Genomic DNA, 24,216 nt, shown 5'->3' with positions numbered 1-24,216 from the left:
GATAAGCAACTGTCATCATTGAACGGTGAGCGGAGAAATTCTTCAATGCAGATCAATAAAAAGGGTAAATCAGGGAATTGAGATGGCCGGGGTCTCCGGCCAATAGATGACTCAACGCTTGATGCTGTCCCGCACTCGTTGCAGGTCTTCTGGGGTATCGACACCGACGCTCGGAATGGCCTGCGCCACCGCGACGTGGATCTTTTCGCCGTACCACAGCACACGCAACTGCTCCAGCAATTCAATCTGTTCCAGCTGGCTTGGTTGCCAACTGACGTAGCGGCGGACAAAACCGGCGCGGTAAGCATAAATCCCGATATGCCGCAGCAGGCTATTGCCAATACTCTCTTTTGACTGAGCAAAACGCTCACGATCCCAAGGGATGGTGGCACGTGAGAAATAGAGCGCATAGCCTTGCGCATCCATCACCACCTTGACCGCATTCGGGTTGAAGGCTTCTTCTGCGGTTTCGATCGGCACCGCCAGCGTAGCCATCCCTGCGCTACTGGCCGCCAGGTTTTCTGCCACCTGACGCACGATAACCGGCGGGATCATCGGCTCATCGCCTTGCACATTGACAATGATTTCATCATCGGCAAAGCCACATTTTTCGATCACTTCCGCCAGGCGTTCGGTGCCTGAATGGTGGTCCGGGCTGGTCATGCAAACTTCACCGCCGGCAGCCTCGACCGCTTTGGCCACCTCTGGGTGATCGGTGGCGACAATCACGCGGGAAGCCCCTGATTCACGGGCTCGTTCCATCACATGCACCACCATCGGCTTACCGTGGATATCCGCCAACGGTTTACCCGGCAAGCGGGTGGACGCATAACGCGCCGGGATGATAGCGATAAAACTCATGCGTGTTTCTCGTCCAGTGGGATGGTGCGCGCTTCGTTTTCCAGCAATACCGGAATACCATCACGTAATGGGTAGGCCAGGCCGTCCAGTTTGCAGACCAGTTCCTGATGTTCTTTGTTGAAATACAGCTTACCGTTGCAAACCGGGCAGGCAATGATTTCGAGTAAACGGTGATCCATGCTTCCTCCAGGGGAAGATATGCTAACAGGGAAAGTGCGTGAGGATAGCATAACGCCATAGGGCCGGTTAATCACCGCCTGATTTGCTCAGACGGTTGCCGAACGGGAAATTTTTCTGCGGGGGTTGAATCACTCCATTAGCAGGCGTAGAATTTTTTGTGACTCACATCACAAAAAAAAATGAGAACCTGCAAATGATCAAACGTCTTCATAAAATCATCGCGCTGTTTGCCAACTACAGCAACTGAAAACGCCCCGCCCTCACCCTAACCCTCTCCCAAAGGGAGAGGGGACTAAACGTGCCACAACTTGATTATGGTACCCGTCTCAACATTGATTCTGTGACAGATTAAAATCCGTACCTGATACCAGCTCCTACAGAACATGAAGGATCCCAACATTTGGTGAGATTATCTTCTGTCTTCCAACAGAGCAGGGACTTTCAGCCCCCTCTCCCTGTGGGAGATACCCATTCCTACAAGACACGAAGAAGCGCTCAGTTTTGCTGAGATTATCTTCTGTCTCCCAGCAGAGCAGGGACTTTCAGCTCCCTCTCCCTGTGGGAGAGGGTTGGGGTGAGGGGACTTCCCAGCCTTGCCCCCACTCTGCTGCCAGCGATGCGGGTACGTCTCCTAGCAAAACCTGCTGCGCCCCATGCCATTTCGCCGTACGGGTGATTGCCTGACGAATATCCTGACAACGCTGCTTACCCAGCTTGACCCCAGATTCAAGATGGAAACTGATTACTTCAAACACGTTCTGCTTGCGGTGCATTTTCGCATCCACCCGGCCAATCAGTTCGCCCCGCTGCAACAGCGGCAAGGTGAAATAGCCGTACTGGCGTTTTTCTTTTGGCGTGTAGCATTCCAGCCGATAGTCAAAGTTGAACAGTTCGAGCGCGCGCCGCCGATCCCACACTACCGGATCAAAAGGAGACAGCAGGCAGGTTACCGTGGATTTCAACTTCCCTTGTACCGCCAGCGCCAACTCGGCCGCCAGAGACTGATGGACATAAAATTCCCCTTCCAGCCCGTCGATAGCGATCTGAGAGATCTCTCCCTGCTGTAATAACATTGTCAGCAATGGTTTGGGGGCGACGCGTTTCAAGCGGTAATAATCTGCCAACCATTCGGCTTTAAACACGCCGAGATAGCGGCAACTACGGCTGAGCATCTGTTGCTGCGCCGTCGGCTGAGGTAAGGCATGCACATCGTCATCCCACTGCGGCAATAAACGTTCGGTGAGATCGTAGACACGGTGAAAATTACGGCGTTCAGCCACCATCAACTTGCCAGAGGTAAACAGAATTTCCAGATGACGCTTTTCCGGCTTCCAATCCCACCAACCGTTAGCGCCTTTCTTTTCGGCGCTGAAATCGGCCGAACGCACCGGCCCATTCACCGCGACATGCTGTAGCAGTTCATCGATAGCCTGTTGGTGCTGTTGCACCCATTCCTGCGAGTATTTCCACCCCATCCCCTGCGGTTGCAGCATGCGGTGGCGTAACAGACCAAAGTCATCGATAGGGAGAAAACAGGCTTCGTGCGCCCAGTACTCAAACAGTTTGCGGCTAGCCAAGGCCTGTTCCAGCCATTCAGGCCGATAATCGCCCAGACGACTGAACAACACCAGGTAAGGGCTGCGGGCCACCACGCTAATGGTGTCAATTTGCAGCAACCCCATACGATCGATGGCAGTAATCACATCATCGGGGCAAGCCTGGCGTTTGATTGGGGATAGCAGCCCTTGAGCGGCAAGATGAAGCGCGCGGGCAGAGGAAAGCGAAATAACGGGGATTGGCATCCTGATATCCAAGGGTCATTGAGCAATGGCCTGATGATAGAGGATCCTGGAGAAATTTTCTTCGCCAGTGCATGGGGTGGCGGCACCGGCACTGGCGAGGAAAGTTTGGGTCAGAACGCGATAACGTCTGCCGCTGACAGCCCGTGAGAGCTACGATAAATCGAGAACTCGACGTTCTGACCTTCGTTTAATGACTTGTTCTTGGTATTGGCGATAGCACGGCGGCTAACATAAATTTCGTCACTACCATCGACCGGTGAAATAACACCATAGCCTTGAGCCTGATCAAACCATTTCACTTGGCCCATTTTTAGCATTGTATTCTTAAACATATTTTATATCCTTTCACTTGAGCATCCTTCACAACGTTATTTTTGTTATTGTGTGGACGCTACCAGCCCATCCTAAAGTTTCTCGTAACAAACCTCTCGTGAGCAAAAATTAAAAAACCCGCACTGCGGCGGGCTGTTTGAGCTTAATATCTTCCGCATAACTCAGCATAAACGCGTCATTATGGTTGTATTAAGCTCTCTATACGCTATTCCCTGTAAACTTACAGAGCAACAACGTTGGCGGCAGCCGGCCCGCGCGGGCTGTCCTGAATGGTATACTCAACACGCTGGCCTTCTGCCAGAGTCTTGAAACCTTCGGTCATGATTGCAGAGAAGTGTACGAATACATCTTTGCCGCCATCTTGTTGTTCAATGAAACCAAAACCTTTACTTTCGTTGAACCACTTAACCTGACCAGTCTTCTTAGACATTACTATTACCTTTTAAATATTTACAAAAACCTGCCCTATGGCAATTTGGCCGTTTTTCAGAATCATTACTTATGGGAGGTACTTAGAAGGTTCGTCTTTGAAGCGGAATCAGATGATAACGTCTTGGGAGGAACTACTTAATCTATACTCGTACATAAATAGCGCTGCATCACAGGCCGGTATGCATTTACTCATAAACTCATCATCAAGACAAGAGGTTTATCACACTTTTTAGCTATATCCGCCCAGAATATTTATATCTGACTGATTTTACTGATTTAAATTCCTCTTATTTTTAGCTCATCGAAGGAGCATCTCGCTCATCACTCACCACTTGGGGTTAAACCTGCAAATGAGAGCCAACGCATAAAACACTAATATCGTTAGCCAATCGATAACAAATCACGAACCAACTGACTAGACTTGAGTCAAAAACACGGTGAGGTGTCATCTGGCCAGCACTATTGGCGGCCTAAACCGCATTTTTCAGATTTTATTGAGCTAAGGAGCTAGCAGTATGATCGACCAGCACTTCGTCTCGCCGAATGACATTCGCGCCAAATTTTCCCTGGCAATGTCGGCCATGTATCAACAAGAGGTGCCACTGTACGGTGACTTGATCGAACTGGTCGCTGAAACCAACCGGGAGGTACTTAGTAAAGATTCCGCCCTGGCACATGGGTTGCAGATTACCGGTGAAATCGGTCGATTATCGATGGAACGCCACGGCGCTATCCGCGTCGGCACGGCAGCTGAATTGCGGACTTTACGACGACTGTTTGCCGTCATGGGCATGTCTCCTGTGGGTTATTACGATCTCACCGCTGCTGGCGTCCCTGTCCACTCCACCGCCTTTCGTGCCGTACATGAAGCCGATCTGCAAGTCAGCCCGTTTCGCATCTTTACTTCGTTGCTACGGCTGGAACTGATTGAGAATGTGGCGCTGCGCGAGCTGGCACAACGGCTGCTGGATCGCCGCTGCATTTTTACCGAGCGGGCTTTGGAGCTGATAGCGTTACATGAAGTTCAGGGCGGGCTGGATGCCGAACAGGCGCAAGAATTCGTTGCCCAGGCGCTCGAAACTTTCCGTTGGCACCGTTTGGCCACCGTCAGCGCCAGCGAGTATCAACAGTTACACAATCAACATCGCCTGATCGCCGATATCGTCGCCTTCAAAGGGCCACATATCAACCATCTGACACCAAGAACACTGGATATCGATCGAGTACAGGCGGCAATGCCAGAACGCGGGATCCCGCCCAAAGCGGTGATCGAGGGTCCACCTACACGCAACTGCCCTATTCTGCTACGCCAGACCAGTTTCAAAGCGTTAGAGGAACAAGTCCTGTTTATCGAACCCGACGGTCATCAGGTTGTGGGCCATCATACCGCGCGTTTCGGTGAAATTGAGCAACGGGGCGTAGCCCTGACCGCCAAAGGGCGAGCGCTTTACGATCGCCTGCTGCAGGCCGCCCAGGATGCATTACAGGTTCCGGCTACGGAAGATAATGCTCCACGCTATTACCAACTGCTGGCTGAGCATTTCCAGGCCTTCCCGGATGATTACAATACACTACGCGTGCAGCAATTAGCCTGGTTCCGCTATTTCCCTACCGAGTGCGGGCTGGCGGTTAAAGAGACCATTGAGCAGCACAGCACGCTCGAACAGCTCATCGCGCTGGACTACATCCGCTTCCAGCCGTTGGTGTATGAGGATTTCCTGCCGGTTAGCGCCGCCGGAATTTTTCAGTCTAATCTGGGGGGGAGCCGCCATGCGCAATACGCGGCGTCATCGAGCCGTACGGCGTTTGAACAGGCATTAGGGGCGGGCGTGATTGATGAATTGGCGCTTTATCAGCAAACGCAGCAGCGCTCACTGCAAGCTTGCGCGCAAGCCTTGGGCTTGCACGCTTTGGAAGCTTAGATTATTTGATTAACTTCTGGATCCCTTGCAACAGTTGCTCGGCCTGCTCGGTGGGAAGTACCGCTTCAACCGGTAAATACCACCAGTCAGGCTGGGCAAATGCACGGCATTTCACCGCATCCTTCTCGGTCATAAGCAGCGTTTGGCCTTGGCTCGTCAATGCGGCTAACTGCCCGTGGTTGTATTCCTGGTGATCGGCAAAAGCAACCTCGCGATCGACTTCAACCCCCAACTTTTCTAGCGTGGCGAAAAATCTTGGAGGATGACCGATCCCTGCCATCGCCACCACGTGGGGCAATTCGATCGCCGGGCGGCGCTCACCGCTGGCGATATTCACCGCATCCTGCGCCTGGAGCTTCATGGCGATTTCCCCCGGCTGGGCAACACCGCCATTTGCCACACAGGCATCTACCGTCTTTAAGCGGGACACACGCTCACGCATTGGGCCAGCAGGTAGCCACCAGCCATTGCCGAAGCGACGAACGCCATCGATCACCACCAGCTCAAAATCACGCTGTAAAGCATAGTGCTGGAGGCCATCGTCGGTGATGATCAAATCAAGCTCGCCCTGATTCAACAAGGCTTGCACCGCTTCGGCGCGCTTTGGCGAAATAGCCACGGGTGCCCCGGTGCGCTGAAAGATCAGCACGGGTTCATCACCGGCTTGCCGGGTGGTAGTCTGAGCATCCAGCACCAGCGGATAGACCGCCGACTTGCCGCCGTAACCTCTGGAAACCACGCCGACCCGGTAGCCACGCTGTTGCAGTTGTTCAACCAACCAGATCACCATCGGTGTTTTACCGTTACCACCCGCAGTGAGGTTCCCCACGATAACTACCGGCACCGGCGCACGCCAACTCTTGCGCAAGCCACAGCGGTAGCTAAGGCGGATCAGGCCGCTCACCAGGCCATACAGCCAGGAGAGCGGCAACAGCAGCAGGTAAACCAGTGAACTACCGGACCAGATGCGCTCTATCATTACTGACCAAACTGCATGCGGTGAAGTTGTGCGTAAGCCCCTTTCTGCTCGATCAACTCGGCATGCTGGCCACGTTCAACGATACGCCCATCTTCAACCACCAGGATCTCATCGGCTTTCTCGATAGTCGACAGACGGTGGGCAATCACCAATGAGGTACGGTTTTTCTGCAGTTCGTCCAAGGCCGCCTGGATCGCACGCTCGGATTCGGTATCCAGCGCGGAGGTGGCTTCATCCAGGATCAGGATTGGGCAATCTCGCAGCAAGGCACGAGCTATGGCAATACGCTGACGCTGACCACCGGAAAGCATCACGCCGTTCTCACCGATCACCGTATCCAGACCATGCTCCATTTTATCAATGAAGTCGGTGGCATAGGCCATGCGCGCCGCTTTCTCGATCTCTTCACGGCTGTAGCGCTCTTCACGAGCATAGGCAATGTTGTTGGCAATGGTGTCATTGAACAGGTGGACGTTCTGTGAGACCAGGGCAACCTGATCGCGCAGCGAGGCCAGGGTATATTCCCGCAGATCGTGACCATCCATCAGGATCTGCCCTTCCTGCACGTCGTAGAAGCGCGTCAGCAGGTTGGCAATCGTCGATTTACCCGAACCAGAACGACCAACCAACGCCACCGTTTTACCTTCTGAAATGCTCAGATTGATATCACGCAGCGCTGGGATCTCGCGCCCCGGATAGGCGAAGGTCACATTACGGAATTCGATATCGCCTTTGGCACGCTCAACCTGGCGAGTACCGGTATCCTTTTCCTGTTCCAAATCCAGGATCGAGAACAACGTCTGGCAAGCCGCCATGCCGCGCTGGAACTGGGCATTCACGTTGGTCAAGGATTTCAGTGGACGCATCAAGGCAATCATGGCGGAGAACACCACGGTAATGGTACCGGCGGTCAGCGTATCCATCACGCTAGGGAAGCTTGCTGCAAACAGCACAAACGCCAATGCCAATGAGGCGATCAACTGAATAATAGGATCGGCAATAGAAGAAGCCGAAACCAGCTTCATCCCCTGCTGACGCATGCGGTTACTGACGGTGTTGAAGCGCTCGGTTTCCACCTGTTGGCCACCAAAGATCAGCACTTCTTTATGCCCTTTCAGCATCTGTTCTGCACTGGTCGTCACCTGCCCCATGGTGTTTTGCATATTTTTACTGATATTGCGGAAACGTTTGGAGACCAGGCGGATTGCGAAGGAAACAATCGGTGCCAGCACGATCAGGATCAGTGAGAGCTGCCAGCTGTAATAAAACATCATGATGAACAGGCCGATGATCGAGGCCCCTTCACGCACCACGGTAACCAACGCGCTGGAAGAGGATGAAGCTACCTGTTCCGAGTCGTAGGTAATACGTGAAAGCAGAGTTCCTGTTGATTGCTGATCAAAAAAGGCCACCGGCATTCGCATCATATGGCCGAACAGACGACGGCGCATCTGCATTACCACCATGCCAGACACCCAGGAAATACAGTAGCTGGAGACATAGCTGGTGATGCCACGCATCAGCATCAGGCCAATCACGACCAACGGCATCCAATGCAAGACTCGGCTATCGGCTTTACCAAAGTCATCTAATAACGGTTTGAGCAGGGACAGCATCAACGTATCCCCCGCGGCGTTTAAAACCAGCGCAATGGCGGCGACCACCAACCCGGTTTTAAACGGTGTGATCATCGGCCAGAGGCGGCGGAACGTCTGCCAGGTGGACAGATCTTTATCATTCATCATGCAAATACCAGCATCGGAAGAAATAGCGGCCCATTCTACTCATTATCCCCCTCAACGCCAAACCGCTGATGATACCAACGTGGATTTAGTTGTTCGCGAAAGCCTTTAACTTGCCAATCATGACGATAAAAAAACACGCTGAGCTGCCCTGAGCGGGCCGTATCACGCCAGGGAATGTGATTTTCCCGATAGCGTTTGACTATTTTTGCTGCCGGTAACCGCCAGGCGTTATAGCGGGATGCCGAGGCAAACGCCAGCTTGGGGGCAACGGCACGCAAAAATGGCGGCGTTGAAGATGTCTTGCTGCCGTGATGTGGCACCTGAAGGATAGTGCTGGGTAAATTCGCACGTTGTTTCAGCAATGCCTGCTCGGCCCGGCGTTCAATATCCCCCGTCAGCAACAGGCTGAACTTGCCGTCATCGACACGCACTACGCAGGAATCATCGTTAGCGGCATAATCCACCCTTGCAGGAGGCCACAACACCTGAAAGTTTAGCTCTCGCCACACCCATCGCTGCCCTTGAACACAAGGCAGGTGGCCAACGTTAACGATCGGCGTACGCACGCTGGCCTGTGGAAACGCCGCTTCGAGTACCGGCAAGCCGCCGATATGATCCAGATGGCTATGGCTGATAACGATTTGCTCCAGCGAGATCTGCCGCCAGCGCAGGAATGGCAAAATGTTGCGCTCTGCCGCGCTGGAGGCTTGCCAGCGGTTGCCCGTATCAAAGATGACTGCCTTACCTTCTCGCTCGATCACCACCGCCAGGCCGTGCCCTACGTCGAGCATATCGACCCGCCAGCGATAATCTGGCGATCTTTCCCGCCAGAACAGGCAACCCAGCACCACAACGGCACAACCAACAGGAAAGTGATACCACCAGCGAAAACGCCAGCAAACCACGGCTAACCACCCAAGGGCGCTAAATTGCAGCAAGGCAGCCCCAACCTGTAGCCACCCTTGCTCGAGCCCGGGAAGCGGCCATAAGGCCCAACTGACGGTAAGATCGGCCAATTGCCAACACCAGTGGCTTACCGGCGGAATAAAAAACAGCATCAATGCCAACAATATCAACGGAACCGACAGCAGAGAAACGATCGGTACTGCCCAAAGGTTGGCGGGTAACGATGTCCAGCTCAAGCCATGAAACAGGCCAAATTGTAACGGCATCAGCAATAGCGTCATGCCTAGTTGCATGTGTAGCCAACGCAGAGGTGCCCAACCCCAAGAAGTGCTGAAGCGCCTGGGCAACGGTGCCCATTCGAACCAAAAGATTAAGGCCGCAACCGCCAGGGCGGAGAGCCAGAAGCTGTCCGAAAGCACCGACATAGGATCGCACAACAACAGCAGGCTGATACACCACAGCCAGATTTGCCAGGAAGTGCAGGAAACGCCCTTGAGGCGCAACCAGAGCCACAGAGACAAGGCAATAAAGGCCCTCATTGCTGGCGGTTGCCCACCTGCCAGCCACACATAGCACAGCGCCATCAACCAACTGACGACCAGCGGCAAACGGTAGCCGATGTAACGCGCGGGCAATAAAAACTGCACGCCACGCGCCAGCCCCCAGGCAAAGGCCGCGGCCAGGGAAATATGCAGGCCAGAAATGGCCATCAGGTGAGCCACGCCGGTTTTCATCAGTTGCCCACGCAGCTCATTACTCATCAGCGAGCGTTCGCCAAACGCCAGCGCCAGCAACACCGGGCGTTGCGTCAGTGGAATGAACGATTGATCCATTTGTTTGACGATCAGCTGACGCCAGTTGCAGCCCTTATCCAACACAGTTGCGGAACGTACAAAGCCACGCAACGGTTGCCGATTAGCAATGGCCCAACGCTGCCCGTCAAAGCCCCCTTCATTCAGGCTGCTGTGTACCGGGCGGAAGCGAACCTTCATCGCCCAACGTTGCCCCGCACAGGGCTTTTCGCCGCGCCAGTTTGCCGTAAAGGACAATGCAGGCACCAGCCAGCGCCCGCCAACCTGCTCGATACGCAGTTGCACCTGTGGCGTTTCAGCCCCGTTCAGCCAAATGCTACGCACGGAAGCAATCACGGCTTTATCGCCGTTGGTCGTCAACGTTGCGACTTGCTGCATCAACAGGCTGGCACTGCCGGTGGCGTAGATAAAGCCCAGCAGGCAGCAGCATAGTGCCTGGCGCCATGGATTCGGCTTATATCGCCAGAGCCACAAAGCCGCAACGGCTAGCCCCATCAATAAAGGCCACGACGGTAAGTGGGGCAAAAACAGTATCGGCAGCATCCCCATCACCAAAGCGATGGCGGCCCTATCCAGTGAGATCCTGATTTCCGCGCTCCTTGCCAAGTTTATCCTGCAACAAATGTGACGTCTCAGACGAATAACCGCCAGTTGCAGGTTGCTACTCAGGAAAGGAGGTCGTAAACAATCGGTTGGCTATTTGGCATTTGCAGGAAAGGTTGCGGAGCGGAGCGCAAATTTTGGCAGGTATGGGAGGGTTTTCAGGCGAAAAAAAACGGCACCCTAAGGCACCGTTTTATATTCTTTACAAGCAACAACACTATGGGTGGTCAGCGACTAGCCATAGATATTGGCACGGTCACGTAACTCTTTACCTGGCTTGAAGTGAGGGACGTACTTGCCGTCCAACTCAACTTTGTCACCCGTTTTAGGGTTACGGCCGACGCGCGGAGCACGGTAGTGAAGAGAAAAACTGCCGAATCCGCGGATCTCGATGCGCTCACCTTCGGCTAGCGTAGCTGCCATGTGTTCGAGCATCTCTTTCACTGCATCCTCAACGGCCTTCGCCGGAATATGAGATTGCTGGCCAGCAAGTCTTTCAATAAGTTCAGACTTGGTCATAGTTCCTCCAAGCTTTGCAGCTAAACTACCGTATCGGGGCGGTCAGAAACCGCCCCCCGTCATTACTCGCCTTTAGCCGCTTTGAAGGCTTCAGCCATAGCGTTAGAGAAGTTGCTTTCTTCCGGCTTGGTGTTGTTAACCGTAGCGATTGCATCTTTCTCGTCAGCTTCGTCCTTCGCACGGACGGACAGGCTTACAACGCGGTTCTTACGGTCAACGCCAGTGAATTTAGCTTCAACTTCGTCACCAACGTTCAGAACCAGAGTTGCGTCTTCAATACGGTCGCGAGAGGCTTCAGAAGCACGCAGGTAACCTTCTACGCCGCCTGCTAATTCAACTGTAGCACCTTTGGCGTCAACTGCAGTGACTTTACCAGTAACAATAGTACCTTTCTTGTTCATAGACAGGTAGTTATTGAACGGATCTTCAGCCAGTTGCTTCACGCCCAGGGAGATACGCTCGCGCTCTGCGTCAACTTGCAGAACCACAGCTGCGATTTCGTCGCCTTTCTTGTATTCACGAACTGCTTCTTCGCCTGCAACGTTCCAGGAGATGTCAGACAGGTGAACCAGGCCGTCGATGCCGCCGTCCAGGCCGATGAAGATACCGAAGTCAGTGATAGACTTGATTTTACCTTCAACGCGGTCGCCCTTGTTGTGGGTTTCTGCGAACTGCTGCCATGGGTTGTTTTTGCACTGCTTCAGGCCCAGGGAGATACGACGACGTTCTTCATCGATGTCCAGAACCATCACTTCCACTACATCGCCCACGTTAACAACTTTGGACGGATGGATGTTTTTGTTGGTCCAATCCATTTCAGAAACGTGTACCAGACCTTCAACGCCTTCTTCGATTTCCACGAAGCAGCCGTAATCAGTCAGGTTGGTAACACGACCAGTCAGCTTGGTGCCTTCTGGGTAACGTTTAGCGATAGCAACCCATGGATCTTCGCCCAGTTGCTTCAGGCCCAGAGATACACGAGTACGCTCGCGGTCGAACTTCAGCACCTTGACAGTGATTTCGTCGCCCACGTTGACAATTTCGCTTGGGTGCTTAACGCGTTTCCAAGCCATGTCAGTGATGTGCAGCAGGCCGTCAACGCCGCCCAGATCCACGAATGCACCGTAGTCAGTGAGGTTCTTAACGATACCTTTAACTTCCATGCCTTCCTGCAGGTTTTCCAGCAGTTGATCGCGCTCTGCGCTGTTTTCGGATTCGATTACTGCACGACGAGAAACAACAACGTTGTTGCGCTTCTGATCCAGCTTGATGACTTTGAACTCAAGCTCTTTGCCTTCCAGGTGCAGAGTGTCGCGAACTGGACGCACGTCAACCAGGGAACCTGGCAGGAACGCACGAATACCGTTCAGCTCTACAGTGAAGCCACCCTTAACTTTGCCGTTGATAACACCGACGACAGTTTCAGCTTCTTCGTAAGCTTTTTCCAGCGTGATCCAAGCTTCGTGACGCTTAGCTTTCTCACGGGACAGCAGAGTTTCACCGAAGCCATCTTCAACAGCGTCCAGCGCAACGTCAACTTCGTCACCAACCTGGATTTCCAGCTCGCCCTGGGCGTTTTTGAATTGCTCAGCCGGGATGGCAGATTCAGATTTCAGACCGGCGTCAACCAGTACGACATCTTTATCGATAGCAACAACAACACCACGAACGATGGAACCCGGACGGGTTTCGATTGTTTTCAGGGATTCTTCAAAGAGTTGAGCGAAAGATTCAGTCATGTTTAATCTTCAGGGTTCTATAGTTTAACGTCCATTTAGCGTCCCGCCGAATGGGGTTGTTTCACATACCTTGCCATTGGCTTCCTGCCGACAAGGTTTAGGTTACAGGGGTAAAATTTTACCCGATATATTCAGTTACTGCTATGCAGTACGATGACAAATATGACAAAAAGCTAAAAACGCCGCCGCGCTTATTGCTGCGGCAACGCCAAAACTTCATGTGCATATGCCAACGCCCGCTGGATCACTTCCTCGATCGACATGCTGGTAGAATCCAACACGAGGGCATCGAGAGCCGGTACCAGTGGCGCAATAGCCCGATTACGGTCACGGTCATCCCGTTCCTTTATCTCGGCTAAAAGACGTTCAAAGTTAACATTAAAGCCCTTTTCCTGCAACTGTAGCATGCGACGATGCGCACGCTCTTCGGAACTGGCGTCAAGGAAAATTTTAACCGGCGCGTCGGGGAACACCACCGTGCCCATGTCACGGCCATCGGCGATCAGGCCCGGTGCCTCGCGAAATGCGCGTTGGCGGCGCAGCAGCGCCTCACGAACTCGTGGGAATGCGGCCGTTTGCGAAGCCGTATTGCCAACGGTTTCGGTGCGGATCTCATTGCTGACGTCCTCACCTTCCAAAATAACCTGCAGCTTGCCATCCTGAGCAACAAAGCGGACGTCGAGATGGGCGGCCAAGGGGACTAACGCCTCTTCAGAGGTGATATCCACCTGATGGTGCAACGCTGCCAGGGCCAGTACGCGATAAATCGCGCCGGAATCCAGCAAACGCCAACCAAGGGATTCTGCCAGCGCCTTGCACAGCGTGCCTTTGCCTGCACCACTTGGTCCATCAACGGTTATCACCGGAACTGTAGCCGTCATTTCTCTCTCCTTCAGGTAGGAACCTCACAGGAACACGCCCTGCAGTCTGCCCAAGTAGGAGCAGATTCGGGGGCATATTATACGCGCCTGTGGAGTTTACTGTTACCGCGAACTGTCTGATTGCCGAAAAGATGGGCACTAATCGCAAAAAAGGCCTCAAACGAGGCCCATTGATAACGGATATAGAGAAGATTAGGCCAACTGGCTGATACGCGCCAACTGCTCAAAATAGTCCGGGAAGGTCTTGGCGGTACACTTCGGATCAAGAATGGTCACCGGCGTATCCGACAGCGCCACCAGCGAGAAGCACATCGCCATACGGTGATCGTTGTAAGTGCCGATCTCGGCAAACTGCAGCTTGCTTGGCGGCACGACGTGGATGTAATCCTCACCTTCATCCACCTCGGCGCCAACTTTGCGTAGTTCTGTTGCCATCGCCGCCAGACGGTCGGTTTCTTTTACCCGCCAGTTGTAGATATTGCGGATGGTGGTCGGCCCGGCCGCGAACAGCGCGGTGGTGGCAATGGTCATCGCCGCATCTGGAATGTGGTTCATGTCCATATCGATGCCTTTAAGCTCACCGCGGCTGCACTCGATAAAGTCATCGCCCCAGGTGATGCGCGCGCCCATTTTTTCCAGCACGTCGGCAAATTTGGTATCGCCCTGCACGCTTTTCTTACCGATACCGGTAACACGCACTGTGCCGCCCTTAATCGCCGCAGCGGCCAGGAAATAGGATGCTGAAGAGGCATCGCCTTCTACCAGATAGTCGCCTGGTGAACGGTAAGTCTGCTGCCCACGGATATGGAACACGCGATAGTTGTCGTGCGTGACTTCCACGCCGAAAGTCCTCATCAGGTGCAGGGTAATATCGATATAAGGTTTGGAAACCAGCTCACCTAAAATATGGATAGCGGTGTCTTGGGCCGCCAACGGTGCCATCATCAGCAAGGCGGTCAGAAACTGGCTGGATACGCTGCCGTCAACGCTTACGTCGCCGCCGCGGAAACCGCCACGCAGGCGCACAGGTGGATAATCGGTTTGTTCAAGGTAATCGATTTGCGCCCCGCCCTGGCGTAAGGCATCCACCAGATGGCCGATCGGGCGCTCTTTCATGCGCGGTTCGCCGGTCAACACCACGTCGCCCTCTCCCAGACACAGTGCTGCCGCTAATGGACGCATTGCCGTACCGGCATTACCGAGGAACAGCTCCAGCGGCTGCGCGGCAACCAACGGGCCAGCATTACCCTCAACGGAACAGGTGGTGCGATCGTCGGAGAGCTGGTAACTCACTCCCAGCGCCTGCAAGGCATTCAACATATGACGCACGTCGTCGCTGTCCAGCAGGTTGGTCAGCCGGGTCGTTCCCCGCGCCAGTGCAGCCAGTAGCAAAGCCCGATTGGATACGCTCTTGGAGCCGGGTAAGTTGACGGTGCCATCGACCAAAGCAACCGGTTCTAACGTCAGGGAATCCACCATGTGAACAAAACTCTCCAGAATCTGATAAACGAAACGACCCCGGGATAATGCCGGAGCCGCTTTAATGCAAAAGGACAACAGCGGTACGACCGCCCGTTCAATGCGGGCGGTGGCAATCAACCATGGCGGCGTTCAAAGTCGACCATAAAGTCGGTCAGGGTCTTCACGCCGGCCAGCGGCATCGCATTATAGATGGAAGCACGCATGCCGCCTACTACGCGGTGGCCCTTCAGCGCCTGCAGGCCAATGGCTTCTGCTTCGCTCAGGAACACTTTATCCAGCGCAGGATCGGCAAGCTGGAACGGCACGTTCATCCAGGAGCGGTTGGCAACGGCCACACGGCTACGGTAGAAGTCCGACTGATCGATAGTGCTATACAGCAACTCGGCCTTGGCCTGGTTACGCTTTTGCATTTCCACCAGGCCGCCCTGCTCTTTCAGCCATTTGAATACCAGGCCAGACAGATACCAGGCGAAAGTTGGCGGCGTGTTGAACATCGAGTCGTTTTCTGCCAACACGGTGTAATCCAGGATCGACGGGACTTCACGGCGTGCTTTACCCAGCAGGTCATCACGCACAATCACCAGCGTCAGGCCAGCGGGGCCAATGTTTTTCTGTGCGCCCGCATAGATAACGCCGAAACGGCTGACGTCCAACGGACGGGAAAGGATGGTCGAAGAGTAATCGCCAATCACCACTTTATCGCCAAAGTCTGGCGTTTCATCAATGGCCACACCGTCAATGGTTTCGTTCGGACAATAGTGGACGTATGCCGCGTTATCGCTCAGTTGCCACTCTTTCATCGGCTTGATGCCGCTTAAGCCGTCAACGGTGGTTTTGACGTCGATCACGTTGGGTTGGCAGTATTTTTCCGCTTCGGTGATCGCGCTGTGCGCCCAGTAGCCACCATCGATATAGTCGGCGGTGGTGTTATCACCCAACAGGTTCAGTGGCAACGCGGCAAATTGGGCACGGGCACCGCCGTGGCAGAACAGCACTTTATAGTTGGCGGGGACTTTCAGCAGATCGCGCAGATCCTGTTCGGCCTGTTCGGCGACGGCGATAAATTCTTTACTGCGATGGCTGATTTCCATCACCGACGTGCCAAGACCGTGCCAGTTGCACAGCTCTTGTTCCGCACGACGCAACACTTCAACCGGCAGCATCGCCGGGCCTGAGCTAAAATTATAAACCTGAGTCATTTCCCCTCACCACATTCACTGTGCGCCGTAAAAATCGGCTTTCGACATATGCCCGAAGTTAACGCTGATGTTAACCAACTCTATCGGTTTTATCACTCACGTAACCCGGCTGCAATGCTTATTGTTCCAAGGGTGAGAAACTGGCGAGGCCGCAAATAACAGGCTCTGCGGCCTCAGGGTTTATTTATGCCATAAAACGCTGTGACACTGGCGTATTCAGCGGGTTAACGCGGTTTTTTGTGCTGTATTCAGCTTACCCGGCTATGGGACAAGGCTGCGATCCATTTACGGTTACCACAGCGTGGGCAGTCGTGTTCGGGTGATGGCGTCAAGGTGGAGATCAGGCTACACATCCCGCAGGCATAGTCACCCTCCACATCAATCTCAACCACGCTTTTGACGCATTGTGCCGGTAACACTGGTAATCCTGGCCGTACCTGCTCATCCGGGTAGAAATACACCGATATGGTGCCGTTCACCTCAAGGATGGCCAATCTCACCTGCCCAAGGTGCTCAACACCGGCCTGACGGAGTTCCATAAAGAACTCATCATGGGTGATATTTTCCCGGCACAGGATATCCCAATCGAACAGCCCCTCACTGACCAGAATCAGCGGCTCGCCCTCCATCCAGGTCTGGAGTTTTTGAAAGCGATCCATCAACCAGGTGGAAAAGCGGTACATCACCATCATACAAACGAAAACCATCAGCACCGGTAGCAAAGGAACATCGTGATAAAACGCGACGTCACCCGCGGCGGACCCCAGAGTCAGGATGATCAGCACTTCAAACAGCGACATTTGGCGTACGCCACGGCGCCCGGTCATTTTTAAGAAGATAAACACCAGCAGAAAAGTGAACAGGCAGCGTAGCGCCACCTCGGCCAGGAACTCTGGCGTGGTCTCGTCAAATGCCATTCTTTGGATATCAAATGCCTGCATGAAATCGTTCCTGCGAAAAGAGATTTCCTACAGCATAGTCGGAGCGGGGAAAATGGGGGCATTACGCCCCCACTTGAGTCAGGGATCAATACTGATTAAACATCGCCTGGATCTGTTTGGCGTCTTTGGTTTGAGTTAATGCCAGTTGCAGCAGAATTCTCGCTTTTTGCGGATTCAGCGTTCCGGCTGCCACAAAACCGAGTTTAGTATCATCCACTTCCGCATCTTCAGTAGTGGAGCCAGTAGGCACACGGGAGGAACGCACTACCGCTACGCCGTTATGGGCCGCCGTGGCCAGCGTATCAAATACGGTTTTATACAGGTTGCCATTACCCACCCCGGCGCTGACGATCCCTTGATAACCTTCGGCGATCAGCGCCTTGGCTGGCGCGTCGGACGCGTTGGCATAGTTATAGATAATACCAACCGTCGGCAGCGTACTCATCTGGTCGACGTTAAACGGCGTTTCGCTGGTGTGCTTGCGCTGTGGCGAACGTTGGTAGTCAATTTTGCCGTTGTGGATGTATCCCAATGGACCAAAATTAGGTGACTGGAAGGTCTGTACGCCGGTAGTATTGGTTTTGGTCACGTCGCGGCCATCGAGCACCGTATCATTCATCACCACCAGCACGCCACGCTTGGCCGATTGAGGGTCTGCGGCTGTGACAACTGCGTTATACAAGTTAAATGGGCCATCGGCACTCATGGCCGTTGCCGGGCGCATCGCCCCCACGATCACTACCGGCTTATCGCACTTGACGGTGAGATCCAGGAAATAGGCGGTCTCCTCCAGCGTGTCGGTACCGTGAGTGATCACGAAACCATCGGTTTTGGCACAGTCCGCATTAATTTTCTTGACCAGCTTGAGCCAGACTTCGTCATTCATATCCTGCGAACCGATGTTGACCACCTGCTCGCCCTGCACGTTGGCAACCTTTTTCAACTCCGGCACCGCATCCACCAACGCCTCTACACCCAGTTTACCCGCAGTGTAGTTAGACTTGGTGGCCGAGTCGCCGCCGCCAGCGATAGTACCGCCGGTGGCCAGCAAGGTGATATTAGGTAACGCCAGTGCCGAACCACAAACCCCGGACAACAGTAGTGCCAATACGCTAAGTTTCACTGATTTCATTACGTTTCTCCGTTATTGATAACCCGCTGAATTATCGTCTTTATCCACATAATTACTGTGACATCTGATCGGCTTTCGGAATACGTGGAGCTTGAGAACAAAACCCCGTATCATTGCGCGTTTTTAGTACGCCATATAAGTGAAGACAATGACGCAAACTTTTATTCCTGGCAAAGACGCTGCGCTGGAAGACTCCATCGCCCGTTTTCAGCAGAAATTAACCGATCTGGGTTTCAATATCGAAGAAGCCTCCTGGCTGAATCCGGTGCCACACGTCTGGTCAGTGCATATCCGCGATCGCGATTGCCCGCTGTGCTTCACCAACGGTAAGGGTGCCAGCAAGAAGGCCGCGCTGGCTTCCGCGCTGGGCGAGTATTTCGAGCGCCTGTCGACCAACTATTTCTTTGCCGATTTCTATTTGGGCCAACAGATTGCCGAAGGCGATTTCGTTCACTATCCCAATGAGAAATGGTTCCCGATCCCGGCTGACAACTCACTGCCACAAGGCATCCTGGATGAGCGCACGCACGCCTTCTACGATCCGGAGCAGGAACTGACAGCCAGCGATCTGATCGATCTGCAGTCTGGCAATAGCGATCGTGGCATCTGCGCCCTGCCATTCACCCGCCAGTCGGATCAGCAGACCGTTTATATTCCGATGAACATCATCGGTAACCTGTATGTGTCCAACGGGATGTCCGCTGGCAATACCGCCAACGAAGCGCGGGTTCAGGGCCTCTCCGAGGTGTTCGAGCGTTATGTGAAAAACCGCATCATCGCCGAGTCCATCAGCCTGCCGGAAATCCCGAGTGAAGTGCTGAACCGCTATCCTGACGTGGTTGAGGCGATCGCCAAGCTGGAGGCCGAAGGCTTCCCGATCCTCTCTTATGATGCTTCGTTAGGCGGCAACTACCCGGTGATCTGCGTGGTGTTGTTCAACCCCGCCAACGGCACCTGCTTTGCCTCCTTTGGTGCTCACCCCGATTTCGGAGTCGCGCTGGAGCGTACCGTTACTGAGCTGCTGCAAGGCCGCGGCTTGAAAGATCTGGATGTGTTTACCGCCCCAACCTTCGACGACGAAGAAGTGGCCGAGCATGCCAACCTGGAAACTCACTTCATCGATTCCAGCGGTTTGATCTCCTGGGATCTGTTCAAACAGGATGCCGACTATCCGTTTGTCGACTGGAGTTTCAGCGGCAGCACGCAGGAAGAGTTCGCCACCCTGATGAGCATCTTTAATAAAGAAGATGCCGAAGTGTACATCGCCGATTACGAGCACCTGGACGTGTACGCCTGCCGCATCATCGTACCGGGGATGTCCGACATCTATCCGGCAGAGGATCTGCTGCTGGCCAACAACAGCATGGGCGCACACCTGCGTGAAACCCTGCTGCAACTGCCGGGCAGCGAGTGGGAGCCGGAAGAATACCTGGCTCTGATCCAGCAGTTGGATGATGAAGGGCTGGACGATTTCACCCGCGTACGTGAATTGCTGGGCATTGCCTCTGGTAAAGACAACGCCTGGTACACCCTGCGCGTTGGCGAACTGAAATCCATGCTGGCATTGGCCGGTGGCGATCTCGAGCAGGCACTGATCTGGGCCGAGTGGACGCAGGAGTTCAACGCCTCGCTGTTTACCCCAGAGCGCAGCAACTACTATCGTTGCCTGCAGACGCTGCTGCTGTTGGCGTTGGAGCCAGAACGCGATCCTGCTCAATATCACACGGCCTTCGTGAAGATGTATGGTCAGGATGCGGTTGACGCTGCCTCTGCGGCCATGAGCGGTGAAGAGCGCTTCAACGGCCTGTTTGCCATCGACAGTGAATTGAAAGCCCTGCCGGCCCACCAAGCGCTGTTGGCGGCTTACGAAAAGCTGCAAACCGCTAAACGCCGTCACTGGGCGCAGGCATAAGCCTGATTGATACGCCGGTAGAACCTTACCGGCGTTACTCCCAAAGAAGCAGCCTTGACCCGGTTGCCGATCAAAAAACAGGCAAAGCTTGGCGTTGAATGTTTTTATCAAAAGCGCACTTATCAGCCAACAGGATAATTAAATCGCCAATTGTTACGTCAGCGTGAAATATTAATTAACCATCAATTAATGCTTATTCATCAAAAAGCGACAATAAGTACAAAAATTTAACCCTTCCCAGTCCAAAACGGCGTTAACTTCAAAATTTTTTGTAAACATTAAAAAATATTTTTTGCATTAAAATCAATAATATAACTCAATAAACCCTACTAAATTTGCGGTTTTAAGCCGTTTTACTTCCGCGCGTTATGATCCAAGTCAATTTTTACCCTATACTGCTTTGCTAGTATCTCAGTGTGTTGTAATAACCCTTAAGAGCGAGAGTTAGTGTGAGAGCTGACAACCCCTTCGATATGCTGTTACCTGCCGCGATGGCGAAAGTTGCCGAGGATGCGGGGGTGTATAAAGCCACCAAGCATCCGCTGACGACTTTTTATTTAGCGATCACCGCAGGTGTGTTCATTTCTATCGCCTTTGTTTTTTATATCACAGCGACCACCGGCACCGCCGCCATTCCTTTCGGCCTCGCCAAGCTGGTGGGTGGTATCTGCTTCTCCATGGGGTTAATGCTGGTCGTCGTCTGCGGGGCAGACCTGTTTACCTCCACCGTACTGACCGTGATCGCCAAAGCCAGCGGGCGTATTACCTGGGGGCAATTGGCTCTTAACTGGTTAAACGTCTATATTGGCAACCTGATTGGTGCCCTGTTCTTCGTTGCTCTGATCTGGTTCTCAGGCGAGTATATGGCGGCCAATGGCCTGTGGGGTTTGAACGTATTGCAAACCGCCGACCATAAACTGCACCACACCTTTATCGAAGCCGTCTGTCTGGGCATCCTGGCTAACCTGATGGTTTGCCTGGCCGTCTGGATGAGCTACTCCGGCCGCAGCCTGATGGACAAGATGTTCGCCATGATCCTGCCGGTAGCCATGTTCGTTGCCAGCGGCTTTGAGCACAGTATCGCCAACATGTTTATGATCCCTATGGGTATAGTGGTTAAGCACTTTGCCACGCCAGAGTTTTGGCAAGCCGTGGGGGCAGCACCCGAGCAATTCGCTCATCTGACCGTAAGCAACTTTATCATCGACAACCTGATCCCCGTCACCATCGGTAACATCATTGGTGGTGGTCTACTGGTTGGGTTGACTTACTGGGTAATTTATCTGCGTGGCGGCAAACAGAATCACTAATCTGTTGGCTGGCACGGCGCCGGGTTTACAAAGAAATCCACATTAGAAGGTAGGTGTATAATGACCGAACTTAACGAGAAGTTAGCGACCGCTTGGCAAGGTTTCAGCGAAGGTGACTGGCAGAAAGAAGTCAACGTACGTGACTTCATCCAGAAAAACTACACTCCTTACGAGGGTGATGAATCCTTCCTGGCTGGCGCAAGTCAAGCCACTACCACTCTGTGGGACAAGGTTATGGAAGGGATCAAACTGGAAAACCGCACCCATGCGCCAGTTGATTTCGATACCAACGTCGTCTCCACCGTGACTTCTCATGATGCGGGCTATATCAACAAAGATCTGGAAACCATCGTTGGTTTGCAGACCGATGCTCCTCTGAAACGCGCGCTGATCCCATTCGGCGGCATCAAGATGGTTGAAGGTTCATGCAAGGTTTATGGCCGTGAACTGGATCCACAAGTGAAGAAAGTGTTCACCGAATACCGCAAAACCCACAACCAGGGCGTATTCGATGTTTACACTAAAGACATCCTGAACTGCCGTAAGTCTGGCGTGTTGACCGGTCTGCCAGATGCGTATGGCCGTGGCCGTATCATCGGTGACTACCGTCGCGTTGCTTTGTACGGTATCGACTTCTTGATGGCCGACAAGCTGAACCAGTTCAAGTCTCTGCAGACCCGTCTGGAAAATGGCGAAGATCTGGAAATGACCATCCAGCTGCGCGAAGAAATTGCTGAACAGCACCGTGCCTTGGCTCAGATTAAAGAAATGGCCGCCAAATACGGCTACGACATTTCTGGCCCAGCCAGCACCGCTCAAGAAGCCGTACAGTGGACCTACTTCGGCTACCTGGCCGCGGTGAAATCCCAGAACGGTGCAGCCATGTCCTTCGGCCGCGTATCTACCTTCCTGGACGTGTTCATTGAGCGCGATATCAAGGCCGGTAAACTGACCGAACTGCAGGCGCAGGAACTGATCGACCACCTGGTCATGAAACTGCGTATGGTTCGCTTCCTGCGTACTCCTGAGTATGATGAGCTGTTCTCTGGTGACCCTATCTGGGCAACAGAATCCCTGGCAGGTATGGGTGTTGATGGTCGTACGCTGGTGACCAAAAACAGCTTCCGCTTCCTGAACACGCTGTACACCATGGGGCCATCTCCAGAGCCAAACATGACCATCCTGTGGTCTGAAAAACTGCCGTTGAACTTCAAAAAATACGCTGCGAAAGTGTCTATCGACACCTCCTCCGTACAGTATGAAAACGACGACCTGATGCGCCCAGACTTCAACAACGATGACTATGCCATCGCCTGTTGCGTCAGCCCGATGATTGTCGGTAAGCAAATGCAGTTCTTCGGTGCGCGTGCCAACCTGGCGAAAACCATGTTGTACGCAATCAACGGCGGCGTTGATGAAAAACTGAAAATGCAGGTTGGCCCGAAAGAAGCCCCAATGATGGACACCGTACTGGACTATGACAAAGTCATGGAACGTATGGACCACTTCATGGACTGGCTGGCCAAACAGTATGTGACCTCGTTGAACATCATTCACTACATGCACGACAAGTACAGCTATGAAGCTGCGCTGATGGCTCTGCATGACCGTGATGTTTATCGCACCATGGCTTGTGGTATCGCGGGTCTGTCCGTAGCAGCCGACTCCCTGTCTGCCATCAAGTACGCCAAAGTATCCACCATCCGTGACGAAGACGGCCTGGCTGTCGACTTCAAAATCGAAGGTGAATACCCGCAGTTCGGTAACAACGATTCTCGCGTAGATGACATCGCTTGCGACCTGGTAGAACGTTTCATGAAGAAAATTCAGAAACTGCGTACCTACCGTAATGCGGTACCAACTCAGTCCGTGCTGACCATCACCTCTAACGTGGTTTATGGTAAGAAAACCGGTAACACCCCAGATGGCCGTCGTGCTGGCGCTCCATTTGGTCCAGGTGCCAACCCAATGCACGGCCGCGATCAGAAAGGTGCTGTAGCCTCTCTGACTTCCGTAGCCAAACTGCCGTTTGCCTATGCGAAAGATGGTATCTCTTACACCTTCTCCATCGTGCCTAACGCGTTGGGTAAAGATGACGACGTGCGTAAAGCCAACCTTGCGGGTCTGATGGATGGTTACTTCCACCACGAAGCGTCCATCGAAGGTGGTCAGCACCTTAACGTGAACGTGATGAACCGTGAAATGCTGCTGGACGCGATGGAAAACCCTGAGAAATATCCTCAGCTGACCATCCGCGTATCGGGTTACGCAGTGCGCTTCAACTCGTTGACTAAAGAACAGCAACAAGACGTGATTACTCGTACTTTCACCCAGTCGATCTAATCGCGGTTTCTCCGGGGCGGATCGCTCTGCCCCGCTGAACAAGTCTTACCAAGGCCGGATATTCCGGCCTTTTTACTAAGTACCCCCTGACTCTGGTCTTGAGTCTGTTTTGCCAGGTATCTACGCTGCTGCTCAGCCTGTGATAGGTATATACTGCATGGATATCTGGCAAAACAGTGAACC

The 24,216-nt window shown here is 53.4% G+C and carries 19 protein-coding genes; 4 read left to right on the top strand and 15 right to left on the bottom strand.

The window, feature by feature from the left end:
* Positions 1–111 precede the first annotated feature (111 nt).
* The 5 genes from kdsB to cspE all read right to left on the bottom strand — a co-directional run bounded on the left by kdsB (position 112) and on the right by cspE (position 3,606).
* Positions 112–861 carry a 3-deoxy-manno-octulosonate cytidylyltransferase gene (gene kdsB, locus AC6HVW_RS09570; protein WP_024530368.1) on the bottom strand — a complete coding sequence of 250 codons (750 nt, stop codon included), beginning with the start codon at positions 859–861 and terminating at the stop codon, positions 112–114.
* Positions 858–1,040 carry a Trm112 family protein gene (locus AC6HVW_RS09565; protein WP_021804911.1) on the bottom strand — a complete coding sequence of 61 codons (183 nt, stop codon included), beginning with the start codon at positions 1,038–1,040 and terminating at the stop codon, positions 858–860. Before AC6HVW_RS09565 ends, kdsB begins: the two co-directional genes overlap by 4 nt.
* 543 nt (positions 1,041–1,583) lie before the next feature.
* Positions 1,584–2,843: a winged helix-turn-helix domain-containing protein gene (locus AC6HVW_RS09560; protein ID WP_071680740.1), complete on the bottom strand. Its 1,260-nt coding sequence runs from the start codon at positions 2,841–2,843 to the stop codon at positions 1,584–1,586.
* A 110-nt stretch (positions 2,844–2,953) separates the two neighbouring features.
* Positions 2,954–3,175, bottom strand: coding sequence for a cold-shock protein (locus AC6HVW_RS09555; protein WP_021804913.1), 222 nt, complete (start codon positions 3,173–3,175; stop codon positions 2,954–2,956).
* 221 nt (positions 3,176–3,396) lie between these two features.
* Positions 3,397–3,606, bottom strand: a complete 210-nt coding sequence (gene cspE / locus AC6HVW_RS09550) for a transcription antiterminator/RNA stability regulator CspE (protein ID WP_021804914.1) — start codon at positions 3,604–3,606, stop codon at positions 3,397–3,399.
* A gap of 517 nt (positions 3,607–4,123) precedes the next feature.
* On the opposite strand from cspE, the gene hglS reads away from it, so the two are divergent.
* Positions 4,124–5,530 carry a 2-oxoadipate dioxygenase/decarboxylase HglS gene (gene hglS / locus AC6HVW_RS09545; RefSeq protein WP_071680741.1) on the top strand — a complete coding sequence of 469 codons (1,407 nt, stop codon included), beginning with the start codon at positions 4,124–4,126 and terminating at the stop codon, positions 5,528–5,530.
* 1 nt (position 5,531) lies between these two features.
* Here hglS and lpxK read toward each other — a convergent pair whose 3' ends face one another.
* From lpxK to ansB, 10 genes are all read right to left on the bottom strand, one after another.
* On the bottom strand, positions 5,532–6,509 hold the full coding sequence (gene lpxK / locus AC6HVW_RS09540; protein ID WP_071680742.1) for a tetraacyldisaccharide 4'-kinase: 978 nt from the start codon (positions 6,507–6,509) through the stop codon (positions 5,532–5,534).
* Positions 6,509–8,254, bottom strand: a complete 1,746-nt coding sequence (gene msbA / locus AC6HVW_RS09535) for a lipid A ABC transporter ATP-binding protein/permease MsbA (protein ID WP_024484602.1) — start codon at positions 8,252–8,254, stop codon at positions 6,509–6,511. The genes lpxK and msbA overlap by 1 nt, the downstream gene beginning before the upstream one ends.
* Positions 8,255–8,289: 35 nt before the next feature.
* The gene (locus tag AC6HVW_RS09530; RefSeq protein ID WP_256221018.1) at positions 8,290–10,578 is read right to left on the bottom strand and encodes a ComEC family protein; all 2,289 of its coding nucleotides are present in this window, start codon (positions 10,576–10,578) and stop codon (positions 8,290–8,292) included.
* 231 nt (positions 10,579–10,809) lie between these two features.
* Positions 10,810–11,094 carry an integration host factor subunit beta gene (gene ihfB / locus AC6HVW_RS09525; protein ID WP_004928264.1) on the bottom strand — a complete coding sequence of 95 codons (285 nt, stop codon included), beginning with the start codon at positions 11,092–11,094 and terminating at the stop codon, positions 10,810–10,812.
* Positions 11,095–11,156: 62 nt separating this feature from the next.
* Positions 11,157–12,833 carry a 30S ribosomal protein S1 gene (rpsA, locus tag AC6HVW_RS09520; RefSeq protein WP_021804919.1) on the bottom strand — a complete coding sequence of 559 codons (1,677 nt, stop codon included), beginning with the start codon at positions 12,831–12,833 and terminating at the stop codon, positions 11,157–11,159.
* A 191-nt stretch (positions 12,834–13,024) separates the two neighbouring features.
* Complete coding sequence (gene cmk / locus AC6HVW_RS09515; RefSeq protein ID WP_021804920.1) at positions 13,025–13,714, bottom strand: (d)CMP kinase; 690 nt, start codon at positions 13,712–13,714, stop codon at positions 13,025–13,027.
* 192 nt (positions 13,715–13,906) lie between these two features.
* Positions 13,907–15,193 (bottom strand): 3-phosphoshikimate 1-carboxyvinyltransferase, encoded by a 1,287-nt coding sequence (aroA, locus tag AC6HVW_RS09510; protein ID WP_071680744.1) that lies wholly within the window; start codon positions 15,191–15,193, stop codon positions 13,907–13,909.
* 116 nt (positions 15,194–15,309) lie between these two features.
* On the bottom strand, positions 15,310–16,395 hold the full coding sequence (serC, locus tag AC6HVW_RS09505) for a 3-phosphoserine/phosphohydroxythreonine transaminase (protein ID WP_021804922.1): 1,086 nt from the start codon (positions 16,393–16,395) through the stop codon (positions 15,310–15,312).
* A gap of 248 nt (positions 16,396–16,643) precedes the next feature.
* Positions 16,644–17,336 (bottom strand): DUF421 domain-containing protein, encoded by a 693-nt coding sequence (locus AC6HVW_RS09500; RefSeq protein WP_059200392.1) that lies wholly within the window; start codon positions 17,334–17,336, stop codon positions 16,644–16,646.
* 85 nt (positions 17,337–17,421) lie between these two features.
* Positions 17,422–18,468 (bottom strand): L-asparaginase 2, encoded by a 1,047-nt coding sequence (ansB, locus tag AC6HVW_RS09495; RefSeq protein ID WP_024484607.1) that lies wholly within the window; start codon positions 18,466–18,468, stop codon positions 17,422–17,424.
* Positions 18,469–18,616: 148 nt separating this feature from the next.
* Between ansB and ycaO the strand changes: the two genes are divergently transcribed.
* From ycaO to pflB, 3 genes are all read left to right on the top strand, one after another.
* On the top strand, positions 18,617–20,380 hold the full coding sequence (gene ycaO / locus AC6HVW_RS09490) for a 30S ribosomal protein S12 methylthiotransferase accessory factor YcaO (protein WP_071680745.1): 1,764 nt from the start codon (positions 18,617–18,619) through the stop codon (positions 20,378–20,380).
* A gap of 449 nt (positions 20,381–20,829) precedes the next feature.
* Complete coding sequence (focA, locus tag AC6HVW_RS09485; RefSeq protein WP_024484609.1) at positions 20,830–21,690, top strand: formate transporter FocA; 861 nt, start codon at positions 20,830–20,832, stop codon at positions 21,688–21,690.
* 60 nt (positions 21,691–21,750) lie between these two features.
* Positions 21,751–24,033 (top strand): formate C-acetyltransferase, encoded by a 2,283-nt coding sequence (gene pflB / locus AC6HVW_RS09480; protein WP_024484610.1) that lies wholly within the window; start codon positions 21,751–21,753, stop codon positions 24,031–24,033.
* Positions 24,034–24,216: the final 183 nt, after the last annotated feature.

The organism is Serratia sp. NCCP-200, assembly GCF_059697885.1.
This window is presented reverse-complemented; position numbering and strand designations above follow the sequence as displayed.

Excerpts from the sequence above, each read along its gene's own strand:
- serC (WP_021804922.1), bottom strand. The coding sequence starts at position 16,395 with ATGACTCAGGTTTATAATTTTAGCTCAGGCCCGGCGATGCTGCCGGTT.
- aroA (WP_071680744.1), bottom strand. The coding sequence starts at position 15,193 with ATGGTGGATTCCCTGACGTTAGAACCGGTTGCTTTGGTCGATGGCACC.
- AC6HVW_RS09555 (WP_021804913.1), bottom strand. The coding sequence starts at position 3,175 with ATGTTTAAGAATACAATGCTAAAAATGGGCCAAGTGAAATGGTTTGAT.
- ansB (WP_024484607.1), bottom strand. The coding sequence starts at position 18,468 with ATGAAATCAGTGAAACTTAGCGTATTGGCACTACTGTTGTCCGGGGTT.
- pflB (WP_024484610.1), top strand. The coding sequence starts at position 21,751 with ATGACCGAACTTAACGAGAAGTTAGCGACCGCTTGGCAAGGTTTCAGC.
- AC6HVW_RS09565 (WP_021804911.1), bottom strand. The coding sequence starts at position 1,040 with ATGGATCACCGTTTACTCGAAATCATTGCCTGCCCGGTTTGCAACGGT.
- ycaO (WP_071680745.1), top strand. The coding sequence starts at position 18,617 with ATGACGCAAACTTTTATTCCTGGCAAAGACGCTGCGCTGGAAGACTCC.
- lpxK (WP_071680742.1), bottom strand. The coding sequence starts at position 6,509 with ATGATAGAGCGCATCTGGTCCGGTAGTTCACTGGTTTACCTGCTGCTG.
- cmk (WP_021804920.1), bottom strand. The coding sequence starts at position 13,714 with ATGACGGCTACAGTTCCGGTGATAACCGTTGATGGACCAAGTGGTGCA.
- kdsB (WP_024530368.1), bottom strand. The coding sequence starts at position 861 with ATGAGTTTTATCGCTATCATCCCGGCGCGTTATGCGTCCACCCGCTTG.
- AC6HVW_RS09500 (WP_059200392.1), bottom strand. The coding sequence starts at position 17,336 with ATGCAGGCATTTGATATCCAAAGAATGGCATTTGACGAGACCACGCCA.
- cspE (WP_021804914.1), bottom strand. The coding sequence starts at position 3,606 with ATGTCTAAGAAGACTGGTCAGGTTAAGTGGTTCAACGAAAGTAAAGGT.
- ihfB (WP_004928264.1), bottom strand. The coding sequence starts at position 11,094 with ATGACCAAGTCTGAACTTATTGAAAGACTTGCTGGCCAGCAATCTCAT.
- rpsA (WP_021804919.1), bottom strand. The coding sequence starts at position 12,833 with ATGACTGAATCTTTCGCTCAACTCTTTGAAGAATCCCTGAAAACAATC.
- hglS (WP_071680741.1), top strand. The coding sequence starts at position 4,124 with ATGATCGACCAGCACTTCGTCTCGCCGAATGACATTCGCGCCAAATTT.
- AC6HVW_RS09560 (WP_071680740.1), bottom strand. The coding sequence starts at position 2,843 with ATGCCAATCCCCGTTATTTCGCTTTCCTCTGCCCGCGCGCTTCATCTT.
- msbA (WP_024484602.1), bottom strand. The coding sequence starts at position 8,254 with ATGATGAATGATAAAGATCTGTCCACCTGGCAGACGTTCCGCCGCCTC.